Genomic DNA, 19,714 nt, shown 5'->3' with positions numbered 1-19,714 from the left:
TTTCTCACATGGTCGATCGCGTGCGGGCATGGCATCCCGAGGTGCCGCTGCTTCGTGAGAGCTACCACGCCGAGCTCGACCACGCCTACCCGGTGCACACGCACGACGACTGGGCCGTCATGCTCGTCGACCGCGGAGTCGTCTCGTACGCGCTCGACGGAGGCGCCTATTACGCGGCTCCGTCCGCGGTGACGGTGCTGCCGCCGGGCATCCCGCACGACGGACGCTCCGCCCGCGCGGGCGAGGGCTACCGCAAGCGCGTGCTGTACCTCGGTGGGGAGTGGCTCTCGAGTGAGACGGCGGCGCGGATCGCGCGGCGCCCGACCCTGGCCGACCCGCAGGCCATGACCGCGGCACGGCGCGTGCACGCCGCCTTGCGGCATCCGGGAGACGCACTCGCCGCCGAGCACTGGCTGCTCGCGGTGCGCGAGGCCGTGCTCGCCCACGCTGGGTCGGGGATCGCTGCGGCCGCGGACGCCCCGCTCGCCCGCCGCCTGCGCGCGCTGCTCGACGACCGCACCAGCGAGTCGTTCACCCTCGCCGACGCGGCGCGCGAACTGAATGCGCACCCTAGCCATCTCGTCCGGGTGTTCTCGCAGACCTACGGCATCGCTCCGCATCGCTACCTCGTGACGCGTCGCGTCGACACGGCACGCCGATTGCTCGTCGACGGCGTGCGCCCCGCCGAGGCGGCCGTGCGCGCCGGCTTCCACGATCAGTCGCACCTGACGCGACACTTCCGGCGGGTGCTGGGCGTGACCCCCGCGGCCTTCGCGACGTCGGGTGGACGGATGCCATGACCCGGCCGACCTTCGAGATCGACGGAGCGGCGGTGCACGGCATCGCGTCGCTCTACGTCGAACTGAACCGCGTCTTCATGCCCGACGAGGACTGGACCCTGGGCGAGAGCCTCGATGCGCTCGACGACCTGCTGTACGGCGGCTTCGGCGATCTGCGCGGGGCCGAGCCGGTGCGGGTGGTGTGGCGCGACGCCGAGGTCGCGCGCGGGGCGCTCGGCGTCGAGACCACGCGGGAGTACTACCGCGCGAAGCTGGAACGCCCCGAGGTGTACGCCGCACCTCCCGCGCAGCGTGCGCTCGACGCGCTCGACGCCGGTCGCGGCGAGACGTACTTCGAGCTGGTGCTGCGGGTGTTCCGCGATCATCGCAACATCGAGCTCGTGCTCGCCTGAGCGCGACGGGCCTCAGTCGACGAGCGCTCCGCCCTCGCGCCAGTACCCGAGGAACGACACCCGTTCGCGCGCGACGCCGAGCTCGCGGACCAGCACGCGCCGCGCCGCGGTCACCACACCCGACTCCCCGGCCAGCCAGGCGTAATCGACCTCCGTCGAGCCCCACGCGCGGACGGCCGCCTCTGTCTCGCCGCGTCCGACGACGCGCACGTCGACCTGGTCGCCCAGCGCCGACACGGTGACGTCGTCGGCGGCATCGCCGATCTCGACGATCGCGACCCCCTGCGCCTGCGCCGGGAGGGCGGCGGCGATGTTGCGGACCGCGGGGATCGCCGTCTCGTCGGCGACGAGCAGAAAGGTGCCGAGTGCGGGCGGCTGCCAGTGGATGCCGTACCCCGTCCACCCGTTGCGCGCATCGGGGCCCGTGATGACGAGCGTCTCGCCGATCTCCGCGGTGCGCGCCCAGCGCGAGGCGGGGCCCTCGGGGGAGTGCAGGTAGAAGTCGACGTCGATCTCGCCGGCCTCGGGCCGGATCGCGGCGGGGGTGTACGTGCGCAGGACGTTGCGCTCGTCGACCGGCAGGGCCTTCCAGCGGGCGTACCAGTCGGAGGGGTGGGGCGTCGGCTCGGCGAGCAGACCGAAGTCGGCGAGGCCGCCGCCGGGCAGCGGGAGCACGAGTTTGATGCGCTGGTCCGCACCCCACGGGGCGAAGTGCCGCAACGTCTCGCCGCCGAAGGTGAGGCGCAGGAAGTGCGGCGAGAGCGCTCGGCGGGCACGAACGGCCACGGGGAACGCGCTGTAGGCCCAGGGGCGCGCGAGCAGGTGGGGGGTGTCAGGCACGGCGGCGGATCTCCGAGACGATCATGACGATGAGGTACGCGCCGCCGACCGAGACGGTGACGACGCCGACGGGAAGGGTGACCGGCAGCAGATGCTGCGCGACGGCGTCGGAGGCCAGGAGCAGCAGCGCCCCGACGAGTCCAGAGAGCGTGAGCGACAGTGAGGGCGAGCGCGCGAGGCGCCGGGCGATCTGCGGGGCAGCGAGCGCCACGAACGCGATCGGGCCGGCGATCGCGGTGGCGCCCGCGACCAGCACCACACCGATCAACAGGGCGAGGCTGCGCACGAGGTGCGGGCGCACGCCCGTAGCGGTGGCGAGGTCGTCGCCGAGCTCGAGCTGGCGCAGGGCGGGCACGAGCGCGAAGGCGGCGAGGGCGACGGGCGCGGCGATCAGCAGCACACCGCCGAGAGCGTCGCCGGTGACGCCGTTGAGCGAGCCGTGTCCCCAGGCCGAGGCGAACATCGCGGTCTCGAGCTCGACGTGCAGCAGCATCCACGTGTTGAGCGAGGCCAGCATCGCCGAGACGCCGATGCCGACGACGATGAGACGGAACCCCTGGATCCCTCCGCGATACGACAGCAGCCAGATGACGACGGATGCCGCGAGGCAGCCGACCAGCGAACCCGCGGCCCGCGCGGGCCACGACGGCGACACGAGCACCAGGGCGATCAGCATGCCGGTGAACGCGCCGTTCGACAGGCCCAGGATGTCGGGGCTCGCGAGGGGATTGCGCGTCACCGTCTGAAACAGCGCCCCCGCGATCGCCAGCAGCGCGCCGAGGGCGACCGCCGCGAGCACGCGGGGCAGTCGCCACCCGACGACGACGGTGGTGTCGAGGGGCGTCCCGCCTCCGAGGAGCGCGCGGACCACGGCATCCGGAGCCACGGGGTAGGTGCCCCACCCCAGCGACAGCACCGCGAGGGTCAGGATCGCGGCGAGGGTGGCGGCTCCGACCACGACGCTGCGCGGGCGCAGGCGGACACCGCCCCGCGCGAGACGCGGGGAAAGAGCGACGATGGTCACAGCGCCGCCGCCCTGCGTCGACGCGCGAGGGCGATGAGCACGGGGGCGCCGACGAACGCGGTGACGATCCCGGCGGGAACCTCGGCGGGCGCGATGATCACGCGGCCGAGGACGTCGGCCAGCAACACGACGATCGGGGCGGCGAGGGCGCTCAGCGGCAGGATGAGGCGCTGATCGGGGCCGGCGATCCAGCGGGCGACGTGCGGCACCATCAGTCCCACGAACGACAGGGGTCCGACCAGGGCGGTCGCGGCCCCCGCGAGAACGGTGACGGCGGCGATGGATGCCACGCGCACTCGGCCGACACGCACGCCCTGCGCCTGCGCGAGATCGTCGCCCAGGGCGATCGCGTTGAGCCCGCGCCCGAGGCCGAACGCCACGAGCAGACCGAGGGCGACGAACGGAGCGACCGGCAGGATGACCTCGAGCCCGCGGCCGAGGAGCGATCCGGCGTTCCAGCCGCGCATCGTGTCGAAGGCGTCGGGGTCGCTCAGCATGAGCCCCGAGGTGATGCCCGAGAGCACGGCACCCACGGCGACTCCCGCGAGCACGAGGCGGATCGGGTCGGCCCGACCGCGCCCGGCCGATCCGACGAGCGCGACCGCGACGGTCACGACCAGCGCCCCGAGGAACGCCGGCCACACCAGCAGGAGCGAGTTCTGGATGCCGAAGACCGCGACGGTGAGGGCGACGGCGAACGCCGCCCCCGCGTTGACGCCCAGCACGCCCGGGTCGGCGAGCGGATTGCGCGAGAACGACTGCATGAGCGCTCCCGCCACGCCCAGGGCCGCTCCCGCGACGACCCCCGCGATCGTCCGCGGGACCCGGAGCCCTTGCACCACGAAGTCGGTGTCGGGGGTGCCGGCGCCCGTGAGCGAGGCCCAGACCGCCGACAGGGGGAGCGGGTTGGCGCCCATCATGAGCGACAGGGCGACGGCGACGGCGAAGACCGCTGCCAGCACGAGGGTGCCGGCGGCGGTCCTGCCGAGGCGCGCGGGGCGGGCGGGGGCCGCCGCCTGCACGGGCGCAGACGTCATTTCGCCGAGGCGAGGAAGGTCTCGATGTCGTCGAGCACCGACTGTGCGCCCTTGGGCCCGACGCCCGCGACCCAGGTGCTGTTGTCGACCAGCGTCACGACGGGGAAGGCCGCTGCGTTCTGGACGATGGCCGCCGGGATCGTCGAGCGGTCGGTCACGTCGGTGGTGGTGACGAAGACGGCGTCGGCGGTGGCGCTCGCGATGTTCTCGGGCGAGATGTCGGCCTGCAGTCCGTCCTCCCACTCGTGGTCGGGGATCGTGTAGCCGACGCACTCCAGCAGGCTGCCGGCGAACGAGACCCGACCGTACAGGCTCAGGGTCGTCTCATCGCGCGGGCGGATCATCTCGGCGGTCTTCCCCGCGAGCTGGTGCGCCGCCTCGATCTCGTCGCAGCGGGTGTCCACGGCATCCACCGCCTTCTTCACCTCGTCTTCGCGGCCGAGGGCCTCGCCGATGAGTGCCGCGTTGTCGCGCCAGGGGTCCGCCTGCGTGGCGATGAAAACCGTCGGGGCGATCGCACTGAGCTGGTCGTAGAGGGCGGAGTGGCGGGACTCGGTGCCGAGGATCAGGTCGGGCTGCAGCGCCGCGATCGCTTCGAGGTCGGGCTCGCTGACGGTGCCGACGGGAGCGACCCCCTCGACGCCGAGGTAGCTGGGCACCCCGTTGACCATGTTCGCCACGGCCGTGCCGACCGGGGTGATGCCGACCGCGACCGCGGTGTCGAGCTCGAGAGGCTCGAGCGTGACGACGCGCTGGGGAGCATCGGTCACCGTGGTGGTGCCGCGGGCGTGCGCGACGTCGTGCGTGGCGGCGGTGGCATCGGGGGCGGATGCCGCACCACCGGCGCACCCGGAGAGCACGAGGGCGAGCCCGGTGACGGTGGCGAGGGCGAGGCGGGAGGAGGCGCGCGAGGGCATGGCGAGATGTCCTTTCGGGAGGGGATGCCGTGGCTTCGAGTTAGGCAAGGGTTACCTTACTAGACTCGAAGAACGGCGCACATCGCCCGCTCATCGCCACGCGTGCGCTTCGGCATTCGCGCCCGGCCCGTCGGGGCCTCGCGAAGGCGGCGAGGGCTTCGCCGCGGTGGCGCCTAGGCCAGCCGCTGCAGTAATCGCGCCGCGAGGAAGCGGGCGCGTCCCCGCGGGCTCAGCGGGTCGTACCCGAGCTGGCGCGTCCACGTCTCGTGGCGCGACTGCAGGCTGCTGTGGTGCATCGACAGACGCGTCGCGGCCGCGCGGATGCTCTCGCTGTCGACCACCACGTCGAGGGCCTCGAGCGCCCGGGCATCGAGGGCGTCGAGTGCTTCGACATCCGGATGCCGCGGCGCCGACGCCTCGAACGATCGCGCCAGCATGATCAGCACACCGAGCTCGGCGGCATCCACCACCCGGTGTCGATCATCGGCGAGGCGCAGCGCGAGACGCGCATCGGCGCAGGCGCGGGGGAGATCGTCGAGGTCGCGCGCGACGCTCGTTCCGACGGGTCCGTCCGGCGGCACGACGTCGCCGAGACCGATCCACACCGCCCCCTCGTTCGTGGCGAGCACGGTCGAAGCCGTGAGCACGTGGCGGGAGGTGGGCGGGGCCGCCACGACGCGCACGGCACCGCTCAGGCGCAGGCGGTGGGCGGCGGCCTCGCGATCCACTCGCGAGGCCGTCGGGTCGATCACGCGTTCGACCGCGCTCATCGTCGGGTCGGCGCGCGCGACGATGATCGAGAGGGCGACCTGCGCGCGGTCGATGATCATGGCGTCGTTCAGGCCGGCGCCGTCGGGGCGCTCGAGCCACACGCGCGGCGCGTCGGCGGCATCCGCCCCCTCGGGCTCTCGCGGTGCGGTCCGCCCGCCGTCCGCATCGACGCCGATGAGACGGCCACGCACCCGTGCGCCCGCGGGCACGCCGCTCAGGATCGCCGCTGCCCGCACGACCGACTCGGCACCCGCGCCGCCCGCAACGAGCGAGTCGAAGTATCCGATGATCTTCACCGACTCGCTCGCTGCCGGGTCGAGCACCCTCAGTCGTCCCGCGAGCTCCTGCATGGGTCACTCCTTCGTCGCGCCCAGCCTAAGACCGCGGCTCAGCCGAGCAGGCGGCGGATCCAGCGATCGCGCGCGTCGACGGCGTCGTGCGAGAGGGCGGCCTGCGGCGCGAAACCCTCGAAGGCGTGGAACGCGCCCGGCCAGACGTGCAACTCAGCCTGCCCACCGGCCGCCCAGATGGCCGAGGCGTAGGCGACGTCCTCGTCGCGGAACACCTCCGCGCTCCCGCAGTCGATGAACGCCGGGGGCAGGTTCGACAGGTCGGTGGCCCGCGCGGGCGCGGCGTAGATCGAGACGTCGTCGGTGCCCCGGCGTTCGCCGAGCAGGGAGTTCCAGCCCAGCAGGTTGCTGCCGCGGTCCCACACCCCGACGCCGTCGATCTGGTGCGTCGAGACCGTCGCATCGCGGTCGTCGAGCATCGGGTACATCAGCATCTGCCCGACGAGGTGGGGTCCCCGCCTGTCGCGGGCGAGCAGGGCGACACCCGCGGCGAGACCCCCGCCGGCGCTGCCGCCGGCGATCAGCAGACGCTCGCTCTCGATGCCGAGCCGGTCGGCGTTCTCGGCCGTCCACACGAGCCCCGCGTAGCAGTCCTCGACGGGGTAGGGATCGGGGAATTCGGGGGCGAGCCGGTACTCGACGCTGACGACCACGGCGTTGTAGCGGTGGATCCACTCCGCGAAGGCCTCGACGGCCGTGAACCTGTCGCCCATGATCATTCCGCCGCCGTGGGTGTGGAAGATGCCGGGTCCGGTTCCGGTGCGCCCCTTCGCCTCGATGACCGAAACGACGATGTCGGCCCCCTCGAACCCGGGTATCGTCACGTCGCGCGACTGCAGCTGCGCCGACTCGAGGATCTCGGCGCGAGTGGGCAGACCGGGCAGGGAACCGGCGCGCATCGCGGGCAGCATCTCGGCCGTCAGGGTGGACGGAAGCATCTGGCTGATCACCTCGAGCATGGGGGCGAGCTCGGGGTCGAAGGGCGGGCGGGGCAGGATGCCGGGGGCGGTCACGGTGACTCCTTCGTCGGGGACGCCACGTCGCGTCCGCTTCGATCATGCGGCTCCACGTGCGCTGTGCGTCCCCGCCGGACGGCGGGAGAATCGCGGGCGGATGCCGCCGGGTGGCGGGAGCGGGGTTCGGTCGCCCCGCCGCGGCTACTCGCTCGCCTTTTCGAGCCCCCGCGTGCGGATCTCCTCCAGGTCGAGACCGGCGAGGATCTTGCGCGCGACGAGGTCGTCGATCGTGCCTTCGCGGCGCAGGCGCAACAGCACCTCGCGCTTGCGGTCGAGGATCGCGAGCCGCAGCCGCTGCGCCTCTTTGTGCCGCAGCAGAGGCGAGCGCTGCGTCACGTCGATGTCGTCGCTCACGGCGATCATCTGCAGCGGCCCGGTGAAGGCCGTGCCCTCGTCGTCGGTGCCCGACGAGGCGCGGTCGGCGTTGCGCTTGTCGGACTCGGGCGCCTCGGGCGGGAGCGGCCCCGTCGCCGAGCTGTCGTCGTCGAACGAGGCGTCGAGCTCGGCGAGGCCACGCTCCTCGATCGCCCGCTGGCGGGCGACGGCGCGCGCGTTGGCGAGCTCCAAACGTTCGTACCCTTCGCGCCGCGCACGGTCACGGACCCGGTCGCTGATGCCGTGCTCGACCGCGAGGTCGTCGAGGGCCGAGAGAGCAGCCCCCGAGATCGCGCGTTCGGCGAGTTCGTACTCCTCGATCGCGGCGTCGTCGTTGGGGAGCTTCGCCCACTTGATGACCGCCGGCAGCAGCGGCCCCTGCACGAGCAGGGTGAGCACGATGACACCCGCCGTGACGAACACGATCGCGTCACGACCGGCCACCGGGTCGCCCGCGGCCGTGGTGACCGGCACCGACAGGGCGATGGCGAGCGACACGGCTCCGCGGAACCCGGCCACGGTGCTCACGATGCGCGATCGATGCCGCAGCGACCGCGACGATCCGGCGGCGGGACGCGAGAACGGCGAGAACAGCCATTGGAACAGGTAGCGCACGACGAACAGGGCGATCCAGGCGGCCACGGTCACCAGGAGCAGGATGCCGATCTCCGACCCTGAGATCTCGTGCAGCACGAGCTGCACCTCGAGCCCGATGAGCACGAAGAGGGCGCCGTTGAGGAGGTAGACGCCGAAGGGCCAGGTGGCATCCGCCGCCCTTCTCGACATGGCCGTGGTGATGCGCGGCGACACCCACGCCATGATGAGGCCGGCGAACACGACGGCGAGCACGCCCGAGGCGTCGATGATCTCGGCGATGAGGAACGACACGAACGGAACCAGCACCATCGTGAGGTTGATCGTCAGGGTCGACTGCATGCGCCGCAGGGCGAAGAACGCCGCGGCGGCCACGGCGATGCCCGCGGCGGCTCCGCCGAGGTACGACAGCAGCACCATGCCGGTGATCTGCAGAGGGGTGATCTGGTCGCCGAGCAGCAGCGCGACGGCGATCGCGTAGAGCACGAGGGCGGTGCCGTCGTTCGTCAAGCTCTCGGCCTTGAGCTTCATGAAGGTCTTGGCGGGCAGCAGTCGGCCGAGGGCGGCGACGGCCGTGGCGTCGGGCGGGGCGACCGCGGCGCCCAGCACGAGAGCGGCCTCCCACGGCACACCCATCCAGGTCGCGACCCCGGCGACGGCGAACGCGGATGCCACCACGAGCAACGTGCTCATCGGGATGATGTAGCGCAGCGAACGGCGCACCGACCGCAAGGAGGTCGTCCACGCCTCGCGGAACAGCATGACGGGCAGGAACAGCAACAGCACCGTCTCGGGCGGAAGCTCGATCTGGCGCAGCTCGGGGATGAAGCCGAGCGCGAGGCCGATGACGAGCAGCACGAGCGGTGTCGCGACGCGCAATCGGGGAGCCAGGACGGTGCCCACGAGCATCGCCAATCCCAGCAGAACCGTGATCTCGAGTCCTTGCATGCCTGCCACCTTCCGCCGTGCCCCTGAGCACAGCGTAGAGAGGGTCGCGGACATTCCCGAGGGTGGCATTTCCGCCGGCCCGATTCACACCCTCCGAGATCCGCGCATCTTCAGCCGCGACCCCCGGATTTCCGCTGAGGTTGCGCTGATTGCGGAGGGTGTCTGAGGCGCGCCAAAAAGTGCTCGCCTCACAACCTCCGCGATCCGCGCACCCTCAGCCGCGATACCCCCATCCCGACTGAGGTTGTCCGATCCGCTGAGGCTGCGCCACGGCTCACGCCGGCAGCGCCACCTTCGCCTTCGCCCACGAGCGCCCGCGGGTGTCCTTGAGGATGTCGTACTCGACGTCGACGTGCGGCTCGATCGCGCTGTACTTGTCGTTCGGCGCGCCGATGACGAGCTGGAATCCGAGGCCGCGCCAGGCTCCGATCGCGCGCTTGGTGAAGTGCGCGTCGGCCTTGATGAGCGCTTCGTCGAGGAAGACGGGGGCGTAGCGCGGGCGCTCCGACCCGGCGTCACCGAGCTGGTAGCGCAGGGCGGCACCGACGATGAAGGCGATGAGCTCCTGCGATTCGCCGCCCGACTTCTCGCCGATGTGGTCGTACAGCGCCACGTGCTCGCCGGTGTCGGCGCGGAAGCGCTCGGCGCTGACGCGCACGTGGTTGCGCACGTCGACGAGGTCGGCGAAGTCGGGGGCGGTGGGGCGGATGCGGTTGATCAACCGCGCCATGCGCCCGTACACGGCCTCGCGCTCCTCGTCGGAGGAGGCCGCGTCGATCGCCGCGCGCACGTCGCGCAACTCGCGGCGGAACCGCTTGCGCACCTCCGACTGGCTCTCGCGCGGCACGATCTGCAGGCGGTGCTCGTCGTCGTAGAACGGGAGGTCCTGCATGATGTCGTTGATCGGGGCGATGCGCTCGCGGATCTCGCGCAGCGCGCGCGTGAGCGCGGAGTCGAGGCTCGTGAGGTCGTTGCCCGAGAGGCGCAGCAAGGAGTCGCGCCACTCGGCCTCGAGCTCGTGCAGGCCGCTGGCCTCGAGCTCGCTGAGGATCCGCTCGAAGTCGCAGAGCGCCTCGTCGGGGTCCGCGAGCAGGTTGGGGCTGGGCCACCGGTCGGTGAACGCGGTCATCGTGCGGCGGAGGCTCTCGCGCTGGTCGCTCCACGTCTCCTGCGCCGCGCGCTGCTCCTCGAGCAGCCGCTTCGACGCCGACTCCAGGGCCGCGTCGAACCGCGCGAGCCGCTGCGAGGGCGAGACGTCCTCGCCGGAGGGCGCCACGAACAACCCGTCGAGGTACGCGACCTCGTCGTCGGTGAGCGTCATCTCGCGGTCTTCGGCCCGTTCGAGCAAAATCTGTGCGGCATCCACGTCGTCGGTGATCTCGGCCCAGCGTGCGGCGAGGGCCTGCTGCTCGGTCTTGGCCCCGCCGATCTCTTCGCGCAGGCGCGCGACGCGGGCCTTCGCGCCCGAGATCTGCTCCTGCAGTTCGGCGATGCGGGGGTTCCCCGCGGTGACCTCGACGACCGTTTCGTTCCAGCGGTCGAGATCGCGTTCGACGGATGCCACGTCGACCTGGTCCCACGACAGATCCGCGATCTTCTCGAGGGCGCCGCGCCGGTCGTCGAAGGCGTCGAGGGCGGCGGCGGCCTCGTCGACCGCGGCCTTGGCCGAGGTCAGGTCGCGTCGCACGGTGACGATCTGCTCGCCGAGCTCGGTCAGGCGCACGCGCGACGAGAAGCCGAGGATGCTTTGTCGCGCCGACCCGCCGTGGGCGCCGTGGGCGCCCTGGCTCGTCTGGCCCGAGATCGTGAGCGCCATGCGGTGCTGCGAGAGCTCCGCCGCGGCATCCACGCACACGAAGGAGAACTGCTGCTCGAGGCGGTCCTGCAGCCAGCCGGTGAAGGGGGAGGAACGGAACTCCAGGCGTCCGGGCAGGGTCGCCGGGTCCAGTGCGCCGCGCTCGGACAGGTCGGTCGGCACGCCCTCGAAGCGCAGACGCTCGCCGAGGCGTACACCGTCGATCGCGGAGCGGAACGAGGCCAGGTGCGCGGCGTCGACGAGCAGCGTCGTCGCGAAACCGCCCAGGGCGAGGGTGAACGCCCCGCGCCACGGCTCGAACTCGGTGCGCACGTCGACGAGCTCGGCCACGAAGGGCAGCTCGGCGGCGGTGAGTCCCGCGGCCGCGGCCAGCGCCTCGCGCGCCTCGTGCAGGCGCGGGGGGATGTTGTCGTCGCGGGTCTGCGTGCGCCGGTGCTCGGCCTCGAGAGCCGCGAGCTGCTGGCGCAGGTCGGTGTGCCGGCTGCTGGCGGCGACGAAGGCGTCGCGCACGGCGCTCTTGGCATCCGTGTCGGCGAGCGTGCGACGCGCCTCGGCGACGAGCGCGGCGAACTGCTTCTCGGTGGTGGCCTCGACCGAGAGCACGGCGAGGGCCGCCTCGAACCGCTCGCGGTCGCGCTGCATGCCGGCCAGGCGCCGCTCGAGGGTCCGCAGCTCGCGCTGCGCCGCGTCGAGGCGGTCGCCGCCGGCCGCGCGCAGCACGTCGCCGAGGCCTTCGCGTTCGGCCTCGGCCGCGTCGGCGAGGGCCTGGCGCTCGCGAACCAGCGCGTCGGTGGCGTGCGTGCGGTCGCGCAGCTCGGCCTCGACCGCTTCGAGCAGGTCGACCCGGCGCTGCGCGCGCCAGAGCGAGGCGCGCGACTCGGGGTCGCCGAAGCGTCCGAGCGCGTCGATCAGGCGCAGGCGCTCGGCGGCGTCGTCGATGCGCGTCTTCATGCCGCGGATCGGCTGCAGGGCCCGCACTTGCTGGCGGGCCTCGAGCATGCGCGTGCGCGTCGATTCGAGCCCGTCGAAGTGCGTGACGACCGCGTCGGCGACGGAGAGCGTCTCGGGCTCTTCGAGCACCATGCGCTTGTACAGGTCGTCGACGGTGGTGATCTGCTGCCCGGCCTGGATGCGCGCGAGCAGGCTCATCGCCTTCGCGCCCGCTCCCGCCGCGCCGATGCCGAGCACCGTGTGCAGTCGCGCCGAGAACTCGCGGTCGGTCGCGAGGGTGTCGAGGCCGGTGGCCCGCACCGCGGAGTCGGAGAGGTGGCTCTGCGCCGCGCGCTCGAGCTGGCGCAGATCGAACGCCCCGTGCACGGTCGCGCGCACCTTGACGGCGTCGTCGAGGGTGCGGGCGGCGGCGGGGAAGTACCAGGCCCGCACCGCCGTGAAGCGCGCGCCGTCGTGATCGGCCCAGGTCATGCCGATCGCGGTCCACGTGTCGACCCCGTCACCGCGCAGCACCCGCACCTTCGTGCCCTCGTCGGTGCGCGACTCGTCGAGCTTGCCGCGGCCGTACGAGAGGATGTTGCGCTGCTCCTGCCCGCGCGGGCGCCCGACGACCGCGCCGTTTGAGGCGCCGTTGAAGGGGGTCGTGTGCGGCATCATCAGCGCGACGTACGCGTCCATGAGCGTGGACTTGCCCGAGCCCGATCCGCCGCACAGCAGCGTCGCGGTCGGCGCGAAGCGCACGCGGTGCGTGCCGTCGTACCCGCCCCAGTTGATCAGCTGCAGGTCTTCGGCGACCCACTGCTGCCCGCGCGAGGCGGCGGGGATCAGCCCGAACAGCGTCTCGAGCATGGTCATACGAGTTCCTCCTCGAGGGCGTCGGCGGGGGCGGATGCCGCGGCATCCGTCACCTGCTCCTCCAACCACCGCTGCAGGTCGCGCAGCACCTCGGCGCTGAGCACGATCTCGATGAGCGGCCCGATGCGGTAGCGCCCCTCGGACTCCTCCTCGATGATGCCCTCGCGGTCGAGGCGCGCGATCGCGGTGCGCACCGCGCGCTGCTGGCTCGCGCGGGTGCCGTCGCTCTCGCTGAAGTAGGTGAGCACCGTCTGCTCGACCTCTTCGACGTCGACGCGGGCGGATGCCGTGCCGGCGGTCGTCTCGCGCTGGAACACCGTGCGCAGGTAGACGAGCACCAGCGTCTCGGCGCGCGAATACGCCTCGTCCTTCAGCAGGATCGGCACGTCGAGCTCGTCGCTGCGCACCTGCTCCTTGTAGGCGACGCCGCGGGCGTGGTCGACGACGAGCCGCACGAACAGGTCGTTCAGGCGCGACTCGATCATCTGCTGGTGCTCGAGAAGCAGCTTCCACTCGGCAGGGGAGTTCTCGGCGACGAGGAAGCGCCGCTGCAGAATGCGCACGAGCACGCGCCGCACGGCGGCGTCGAGCGTGCCGCGGTCGCCCGCGAACAGCGCGTCGGGGTCGTTCTCCATCGCGACCGGGGCGATGAACGCGGGGCTGTCGTCCCCGCCGGAGGGAGCGTCGACGTCAGTCATCGGCATCCGTTTCTGTGTGGAGCTGGGCGGAGACCGCCCCGAAGGCGAAGCGTCGGGTCGTGCCGTCGGGGCGCACGGCCTCGACGATCGAGACGTCGTCATGCTCGACGAGGCCGGCGCGGTGCACGATCTCGAGCAGTCCCACGAGGTCGACGGGGCGTCGCGTCTCGGCATCCGCTCCCGCGAAGGCGGTCGCGAGGTCGAAGCCGTCGCCGAGCGATGCGACGTACTGCTCGAGCTCGGCGTAGTGCGGGCCGCCCCACGCGCGCGTGTCGGCGTCGACGAACTCGACGTCGGAGTCGCCGGATGCCAAGGGCTCCGGCGCCCCGGGAGGACGCACGTCGCTGAGGGATCGACGCAGGTGCCCGATGTCGGCGAGGGGGAGCGTCCGCACGGGCTCGACGCGGCCGGGAGAGCGGGTCTGGCTCCAGCGGTGAAGGCCCGCCATGACGCCGCGCAGCAGGTCGTCGACCTGTCGGTCGCGGATCGGGTCGTGCGTGCGCACCTGCGCGGTGATGACGTGCGAGGCGCGTCGCTGGGCGGTGAGCACCTCCTGCACGCCGGCCTCGACGCGCCGCGCGATCGCGTCGAGCTCGCCGCGCTGCTCGGGCGTCATCAGGCGCGAGAACGGCTGGGTGAGTACGGCGTGCAGCTGGTCGGTGAGGTCGTCGATGTTCTCGGGGTCGCCGATCAGGCGCAGTGCGCCCTGGAACGCGCGCCCCTCGGGGGTCGCCTGCATCACCTGTCGGCCGCGCTCGAGGTATTCGCGCAGCACTTCGCCGGTGGGGCGCACGTCGCGTCGCAGCTCGGCGACCACGTCGCGCTGCATCGCGGCGATCGACTCGGCGACGCGCGAGAAGTCGGCGGGCAGCTCGCGTGCGAGGTGGATGACGTTCTCGGCCTCTTCGAGCAGGTGGTCGTCGTCGAGAGGCTCGACCACGCCCTCGTCGAGAGCCGCGATCTCGGCGTCCAGGGCGGCCCGCTCCTCGAGCAGGGCCTCTCGGCGGCGGGCGGGATCGCTCTCGGCGTCGCGCGCGAGCCGATCGACGGCGTCGAGCAGCGTCCGCACGCGCGAGCGCGAGACACGGGCACGGCCGCCGCCGGCACGCCCGGCGATCTCGAGGGCGCCCACGGCGTGGGCGGAGAGGCGGTAGACCTCGACGTCGTCTTCGATCTGCAGGCCGAGCCAGCCCACGCGCACCCATCCGCGGCAGATCTCGCGCGCGGTACCGGCGGGGATACGTCGATCGTCGTCGGTGTCGATGCCGGCGGCCCGCAGCTCTTCGATCGCCTCGGCGACCTCGACGTGCGCGTCGGCGACCGCGACGGCGGGGCGGTCGGGGGTGAAGACGACCGACAGGACGGCGACGACGAAGGGGGCGAAGCGCCCGTGCAGCAGGTCGAGCGTGGGGTTCTTGAACGCGGTCGCCGAGCGCAGGTACGCGGCTTCGGCTCGGGTTCTGCTCACTGGCTGAAGTCTACCGGGGGCGCGCGGCGTGCCCCGGCGAGCGCCGGGCAGGTGAGAGCACGGGTGAGCACGAGCCCCGCACGCGGATCGCCCGCGCGGTCGTCTGCGCGATGCGATCCGCGCGGAACGGCGACCGGATGCCGTCGGCCCCGGCCTTCACCCCCCGTCGCGAACCGCGCTCCCAGCGCGTCCCTCGCCGACGCATAGGGAAATGTCACCCGCACGTCGTGGGTCCTCAGCCGTGACGCCCACCGGCCCGTCAGGAAGGACGACCTGTGCGACACTCCGTCGATCGCCCGCTCCACCTCCCCGCCCACCCCACTCGCCGCGTCATCCTGCACGGTGCCGCGTGGGCGGTGCCCGCGGTGGCCTTGGTCGCCGCGACCCCCGCCTTCGCCGCCTCGGGCAAGACGCTCTCGTTCTCGGCGGCGTCGTACTCCGGCGTGACCTGCGGCACGATCACCACCGCCGTCGTCAAGGCGGCGAACGGCGCCGCGGCCGCGGCCGGGGTCAGCATCGCTCTGCAGCTGTCCGGCGGATACACCTTCGACGGGGGCGGCACGTCCGCGACCGTCGTGACCGGCTCAGACGGCTCGGTGTCGTGCGGCACGATCCACGTGCCCGGCAACGGAGCCACCGGCACGCTGTCGGCGTCGTCGTCGGGCGCCACGAGCGCCTCGGCCTCGCTGACGGCAACCGATGCCCGTATCCTCACTTCGCCGAGCGGCCTCGCCGACGCGACGAGCGTCCCCACCGGGTCGACCCCCGTCGGCCAGGACTACTTCCTCGCGGGCGGCGTGCTCTACAAGTCGGGCACCGGGGCCGTGGCCACCGGCATCGCGGCCGTGGGTCGGCTGGTCGAGTCGCCCTCGGGCAACGCGACCTTCCTGCTGCCGGTGCGGCGCGACGACGGCTCGGCGGCGGTGTTCAGCACGAGCGCGGGCACGTTGACCACCGTCAGCGGTACGCCGTCGGGAGCGACCCCCCTCGCCGCCGACCTCTTCCTCTCGGGCTCCTCGATCTACCGGGGTGGCGCTGCCGTGGCCACCGACGTCGCCGAGGCGGGTCAGCTCATCTCGCACGACGCGGGCAGCGGCTCGTCGAGCACCTTCTTCCTGCCGTATCGCTCGAGTGTCGGCTCACCCCGCATCCTGCGCCTGCCGAACAACGACGTGCGTACCGCGCCCGAGTACGGCACGGCGAACGGTCCGGGCGGTGGCGCGACGCCGATCGCCGACGACCTCTTCCTCTCCTCCGGGAACATCTACCGCGTCAGCTGGGACGGCACCAGCGCCTACGGGACCGGCATCGTGGCATCCGGGATCGCCGCGTTCGGGACGCTCACACCGAACCCCTACTACTCGGGCGAGCGGTTGCTGCCGGTCCGTCGCACGAGCACCGGCGAGGCGGCCCTCTTCATGGTCTCGGGCAACAGCGTGCGCACGGCGACCAACGTGCCGACCGGCAGCACGCCGCTCGGCGCCGACTTCTTCGCGTCGAACGGAACGATCTACCAAGACGTCTCGGGGGGCGTCGCGAGCTCGGTCTCGGCTTACGGCGCGGCGGGTCCGGCGGCCTTCGGCTCGAACAAGGTCACCGTCCCGTTCACCGTGTCGAGCTCGTCGTGCTGAGCGTCGATCCCTCCCGACGTCACGGTCCGCGCGGCGCTCTGCGATGGGTGGCCGTCGGCCTGACCGGCGCGCTGCTCGTCGCCGGGGGAGTGACGCTCGCCGTATGGCCCGCAGCCGACCACTCCGCCCCCGCCGCTGCGGCGGCGGCCGGCCCGGCGCCGTCGAGCACTCCCTCGGTTTCCGAGTCATCCGATCCGTCCACCGCCACCGAGGGGTCGGGCGTCGCGGCGGCCGACGAGTGGGTCCACGCCGTCCAACTCCCCGCCGATGCGACCGACGACCAACGCCTGCAGGCCAAGCTGGCGTACGACCTCATCACGGTTCCGCTCAGTCAGCGCGACGCTCTGTTCTCGCTTCCCGGCGTCGAGGCCGTCGCACCGGTCGTGCGCGATGACACTCTGTCGGTGGCGGTCCTGCGCGAGCAGTCCGACCTCGTGAGGGCGAGCATTCCGGATGCCGTGGTCGAGCCGAACGAGGTCGCCAAGGTCGAAGCCGATCAGACCCCCGTCCCGTCGTGGGGGCTCGACTCCGTTGACAACGCCGGCGGGGCGCAGGACGGTCACTACCGCTACGACAACGACGGAACCGGCACGACGGTCTTCGTGATGGACAGCGGCGTGCAGTCGAACCATCCCGATTTCGGGGGCCGCGTCGACGTGGCTGCAGGGAAGGACTTCATCAACGACGGTCGCGGCACCGAAGACTGCCTCGGCCACGGCACCCACGTGGCCGGAATCGTCGGCAGCACCACCTACGGCGTGGCCAAGAAAACCCGCATCATTCCGGTGCGAGTGTTCGGCTGCTCCGGAACCGGCTCTGCGATGGACGTCTATTACGCCCTCAACTGGATCACCGACAACAACCGATGGCCCAGTCAGATGGTCATCAACATGAGCCTGAGCGTGCCCAAGTACTTCCCGATCAACAACACGGCATCGTTCGCGAACAGTCGCGGTTTCGTCGTGATCGCGGCCGCGGGCAACGAGTCCGAGGATGCCTGCAACTCGTCCCCCGGTTCGACGTCGTCGGTCATCACGGTGGGGTATTACACCAAGGCGCTCAACTACAGCGGCTACAGCAACACCGGCCCGTGCGTGAAGGTCGTCGCCCCGGGTGGGGAGATCACCTCCACCTATCTCAACAGCGGGACGGCAACCGCCAGCGGAACGTCGATGGCGGCGCCGCACGTGTCGGGCCTCGCGGCGCGCCTGCTGCAAGCGCACCCGTCGTGGGTCGGGTCCGACGTGTTGAACTCCTTCAACACGGCCGCCTCGACCGGCCGCCTCGGCAACATGCCGGCCAACACCGTGAACCTGATCGCGACCATCCCTGTGGCGGCTGCGCAACCGCAGGTCACCTCGTTGACGACGAGCACCGCCTCAGCCGGCATCGGGCTGTCGTGGACGACCAACGGCGTCGGAACCTTCACCGCCTTCTCGCTCACCGTCACCGACACCGCGACGGGGCTCGCCTACCCGGTGACCGTGTCGGGCACCAAGGCATCGACGGTCTTCACGAACGTCATCCCGGGCCACGCCTACTCGATCAAGATCATCGGCACGGCGACGCTCTCCTCGGGCGCCTCGGTGACGACCGACCCGGTCACGGCCACCGGTCCCTGACCTCGGGAGGGCCATTCATGTCGTTCGTCACCCTCCCCTCCCGTTCTCGACGGGCGTGGTCCTTCGGCCTCGTCATCACTCTGCTCGCATCGGGCGGCGTCACCGCGGCAGTGATGTCGTCGTCCTCGGCGGGAAGTTCCGTTGCTTCGTCGATCTCACCCGTTCCCGGCGACAGCGCCGCCGAGCCCCAGGTCGCTGTTGCTGCCCCCGCCCCTGCCGAGGACGCGCCGTCGTGGTCGGCGCAGTTCGGCGTCCCCGCCGACGCCACCGATGAGGAGCGCCTGCAGATCAAGTCGTCGTTCGACATCGTCACGGTGCCGCTCGCCGACAAGGACGCCCTGGCGGCGCTGCCGGGCATCACGCTCGCCGGCCCGATGACCTTCGGCGACACCTTCATGGCCGCCGTGCCGCACGCGCAGACCGAGCTCGTACGGGCGCAGTTTCCGGATGCCGAGATCGAGCCGAACAGCGAGGTCACGCCCGACGGAGACCAGACGCCCGTCCGCTCGTGGGGTCTCGACGTGGTCGACAACTCCGACGCCGCACAGGACGACCACTACCTGTACGACGCGACGGGTGCGGGCACCACGGTCTTCGTCATCGACAGCGGTGTACGAGGGTCGAACGCCGACTTCGGCGGGCGCGTCGACACCTCGATGGGGCGCGACTTCATCAACGACGGTAACGGCACCGACGACTGCTCGGGGCACGGCACGGCCGTGGCCGGCACCGTGGGCAGCACCACCTACGGCGTGGCGAAACAGGCCAAGATCGTTCCCGTCCGCGTCTTCGGATGCACGGGCGGTGGGCTGGCCTACGACTTCGTGAACGCGGTGAAGTGGATCGTCGACACCTACCCGCCCGACCGCATGGTCATCAACATGAGCCTCGGCATGGGCCGGTGGGCGACGTTGAACACCATGGTGAACTACGCCGCCACGCACGGTTTCGTCGTCGTCGTGAGCGCGGGCAACAACAGCCGCGACGCCTGCACGCAGTCGCCGGCGGCGGCCGAGAGCGTCATCACCGTCGGCGCCTTCAACGAGCAGCGCAGCTACAGCTCGTACAGCAACTACGGCAAGTGCGTGAAGACCCTCGCGCCCGGCGACAACATCGCGACGATCCCGATCCAGGGGGCCATCGCGTACGCCACCGGCACCTCGATGGCCACGCCGCACGTCTCCGGGCTCGCCGCGCGTCTGCTCGAGCAGCACCCGACCTGGACCACCGCCGACGTTCTGGCGTTCCTGAACACCCCCGCCGCGGCCGGACACATCTCGAACGTGCCGGCCGACACGGTGAATTTCACCGCCGCGATCCCGATGGTCCCGCGGATCACGTCGCTGACGACCGGCACCGCGGCGAGCGGCATGTCGCTGACCTGGACGACCAACGGCGTCGGCACCTTCACGTCGTTCTCGATCACCGTCACCGACACCACGACGGGTCGCACTCACCCCGTCACCGTGTCGGGCGGGCGATCGTCGACGGTGTTCACCGCCACGCAGAGCGGGCACGCCTACAGCGTGAGCATCACCGGCGCGGCGCGCATGCCGTCGGGCGTCGAACTGACCGCCGACCCGGTGACCGCGACCGGTCCGTGACAGAA

At 71.9% G+C, this 19,714-nt stretch carries 15 protein-coding genes; 5 read left to right on the top strand and 10 right to left on the bottom strand.

Annotated features, from left to right (window positions below):
* Positions 1 to 8 precede the first annotated feature (8 nt).
* Positions 9 to 800 (top strand): AraC family transcriptional regulator, encoded by a 792-nt coding sequence (locus FS769_RS00800; protein ID WP_144828113.1) that lies wholly within the window; start codon positions 9 to 11, stop codon positions 798 to 800.
* The gene (locus FS769_RS00795) at positions 797 to 1,192 is read left to right on the top strand and encodes a ribonuclease inhibitor (RefSeq protein ID WP_144828110.1); all 396 of its coding nucleotides are present in this window, start codon (positions 797 to 799) and stop codon (positions 1,190 to 1,192) included. The genes FS769_RS00800 and FS769_RS00795 overlap by 4 nt, the downstream gene beginning before the upstream one ends.
* 12 nt (positions 1,193 to 1,204) lie before the next feature.
* On the opposite strand, the gene FS769_RS00790 is transcribed toward FS769_RS00795, so the two are convergent.
* The 10 genes from FS769_RS00790 to FS769_RS00745 all read right to left on the bottom strand — a co-directional run bounded on the left by FS769_RS00790 (position 1,205) and on the right by FS769_RS00745 (position 14,852).
* Positions 1,205 to 2,032 (bottom strand): siderophore-interacting protein, encoded by an 828-nt coding sequence (locus FS769_RS00790; protein WP_222123884.1) that lies wholly within the window; start codon positions 2,030 to 2,032, stop codon positions 1,205 to 1,207.
* Positions 2,025 to 3,056 (bottom strand): iron chelate uptake ABC transporter family permease subunit, encoded by a 1,032-nt coding sequence (locus tag FS769_RS00785; protein ID WP_144828109.1) that lies wholly within the window; start codon positions 3,054 to 3,056, stop codon positions 2,025 to 2,027. The genes FS769_RS00790 and FS769_RS00785 overlap by 8 nt, the downstream gene beginning before the upstream one ends.
* Positions 3,053 to 4,093 (bottom strand): iron ABC transporter permease, encoded by a 1,041-nt coding sequence (locus FS769_RS00780; RefSeq protein WP_144828106.1) that lies wholly within the window; start codon positions 4,091 to 4,093, stop codon positions 3,053 to 3,055. Before FS769_RS00780 ends, FS769_RS00785 begins: the two co-directional genes overlap by 4 nt.
* Positions 4,090 to 5,010 (bottom strand): ABC transporter substrate-binding protein, encoded by a 921-nt coding sequence (locus FS769_RS00775; protein WP_144828103.1) that lies wholly within the window; start codon positions 5,008 to 5,010, stop codon positions 4,090 to 4,092. The genes FS769_RS00780 and FS769_RS00775 overlap by 4 nt, the downstream gene beginning before the upstream one ends.
* A 173-nt stretch (positions 5,011 to 5,183) precedes the next feature.
* Positions 5,184 to 6,131 carry a hypothetical protein gene (locus FS769_RS00770; protein WP_144828100.1) on the bottom strand — a complete coding sequence of 316 codons (948 nt, stop codon included), beginning with the start codon at positions 6,129 to 6,131 and terminating at the stop codon, positions 5,184 to 5,186.
* Between the two features lie 38 nt (positions 6,132 to 6,169).
* Positions 6,170 to 7,144 (bottom strand): alpha/beta hydrolase, encoded by a 975-nt coding sequence (locus FS769_RS00765; protein WP_260979659.1) that lies wholly within the window; start codon positions 7,142 to 7,144, stop codon positions 6,170 to 6,172.
* A gap of 144 nt (positions 7,145 to 7,288) precedes the next feature.
* On the bottom strand, positions 7,289 to 9,064 hold the full coding sequence (locus FS769_RS00760; RefSeq protein WP_144828097.1) for a Na+/H+ antiporter: 1,776 nt from the start codon (positions 9,062 to 9,064) through the stop codon (positions 7,289 to 7,291).
* A gap of 274 nt (positions 9,065 to 9,338) precedes the next feature.
* The gene (locus FS769_RS00755; RefSeq protein WP_144828093.1) at positions 9,339 to 12,686 is read right to left on the bottom strand and encodes an ATP-binding protein; all 3,348 of its coding nucleotides are present in this window, start codon (positions 12,684 to 12,686) and stop codon (positions 9,339 to 9,341) included.
* Complete coding sequence (locus FS769_RS00750; protein ID WP_144828090.1) at positions 12,683 to 13,384, bottom strand: DUF4194 domain-containing protein; 702 nt, start codon at positions 13,382 to 13,384, stop codon at positions 12,683 to 12,685. The genes FS769_RS00755 and FS769_RS00750 overlap by 4 nt, the downstream gene beginning before the upstream one ends.
* The gene (locus FS769_RS00745) at positions 13,377 to 14,852 is read right to left on the bottom strand and encodes a DUF3375 domain-containing protein (protein WP_144828086.1); all 1,476 of its coding nucleotides are present in this window, start codon (positions 14,850 to 14,852) and stop codon (positions 13,377 to 13,379) included. The genes FS769_RS00750 and FS769_RS00745 overlap by 8 nt, the downstream gene beginning before the upstream one ends.
* A 275-nt stretch (positions 14,853 to 15,127) precedes the next feature.
* Here FS769_RS00745 and FS769_RS00740 point away from each other — a divergent pair, with 275 nt between their 5' ends.
* Genes FS769_RS00740 through FS769_RS00730 form a run of 3 tightly spaced genes read left to right on the top strand, consistent with a single transcriptional unit; the run spans position 15,128 to position 19,709 of the window.
* A complete protein-coding gene (locus tag FS769_RS00740; protein WP_144828083.1) occupies positions 15,128 to 16,483 on the top strand; it encodes a hypothetical protein in 1,356 nt (451 codons plus the stop codon).
* Complete coding sequence (locus FS769_RS00735) at positions 16,477 to 18,105, top strand: S8 family peptidase (protein WP_144828081.1); 1,629 nt, start codon at positions 16,477 to 16,479, stop codon at positions 18,103 to 18,105. The genes FS769_RS00740 and FS769_RS00735 overlap by 7 nt, the downstream gene beginning before the upstream one ends.
* A 17-nt stretch (positions 18,106 to 18,122) precedes the next feature.
* Positions 18,123 to 19,709, top strand: a complete 1,587-nt coding sequence (locus tag FS769_RS00730; RefSeq protein WP_144828078.1) for a S8 family peptidase — start codon at positions 18,123 to 18,125, stop codon at positions 19,707 to 19,709.
* Positions 19,710 to 19,714: the final 5 nt, after the last annotated feature.

The organism is Microbacterium sp. BH-3-3-3 (assembly GCF_007679045.1).
GTDB lineage: Bacteria > Actinomycetota > Actinomycetes > Actinomycetales > Microbacteriaceae > Microbacterium > Microbacterium algihabitans.
This window is presented reverse-complemented; position numbering and strand designations above follow the sequence as displayed.

What these genes read in the sequence shown, in the direction of transcription:
- FS769_RS00800 (WP_144828113.1), top strand. Translation starts at nt 9, where the DNA reads ATGGTCGATCGCGTGCGGGCATGGCATCCCGAGGTGCCGCTGCTTCGT.
- FS769_RS00770 (WP_144828100.1), bottom strand. Translation starts at nt 6,131, where the DNA reads ATGCAGGAGCTCGCGGGACGACTGAGGGTGCTCGACCCGGCAGCGAGC.
- FS769_RS00795 (WP_144828110.1), top strand. Translation starts at nt 797, where the DNA reads ATGACCCGGCCGACCTTCGAGATCGACGGAGCGGCGGTGCACGGCATC.
- FS769_RS00775 (WP_144828103.1), bottom strand. Translation starts at nt 5,010, where the DNA reads ATGCCCTCGCGCGCCTCCTCCCGCCTCGCCCTCGCCACCGTCACCGGG.
- FS769_RS00760 (WP_144828097.1), bottom strand. Translation starts at nt 9,064, where the DNA reads ATGCAAGGACTCGAGATCACGGTTCTGCTGGGATTGGCGATGCTCGTG.
- FS769_RS00750 (WP_144828090.1), bottom strand. Translation starts at nt 13,384, where the DNA reads ATGACTGACGTCGACGCTCCCTCCGGCGGGGACGACAGCCCCGCGTTC.
- FS769_RS00730 (WP_144828078.1), top strand. Translation starts at nt 18,123, where the DNA reads ATGTCGTTCGTCACCCTCCCCTCCCGTTCTCGACGGGCGTGGTCCTTC.
- FS769_RS00755 (WP_144828093.1), bottom strand. Translation starts at nt 12,686, where the DNA reads ATGACCATGCTCGAGACGCTGTTCGGGCTGATCCCCGCCGCCTCGCGC.
- FS769_RS00780 (WP_144828106.1), bottom strand. Translation starts at nt 4,093, where the DNA reads ATGACGTCTGCGCCCGTGCAGGCGGCGGCCCCCGCCCGCCCCGCGCGC.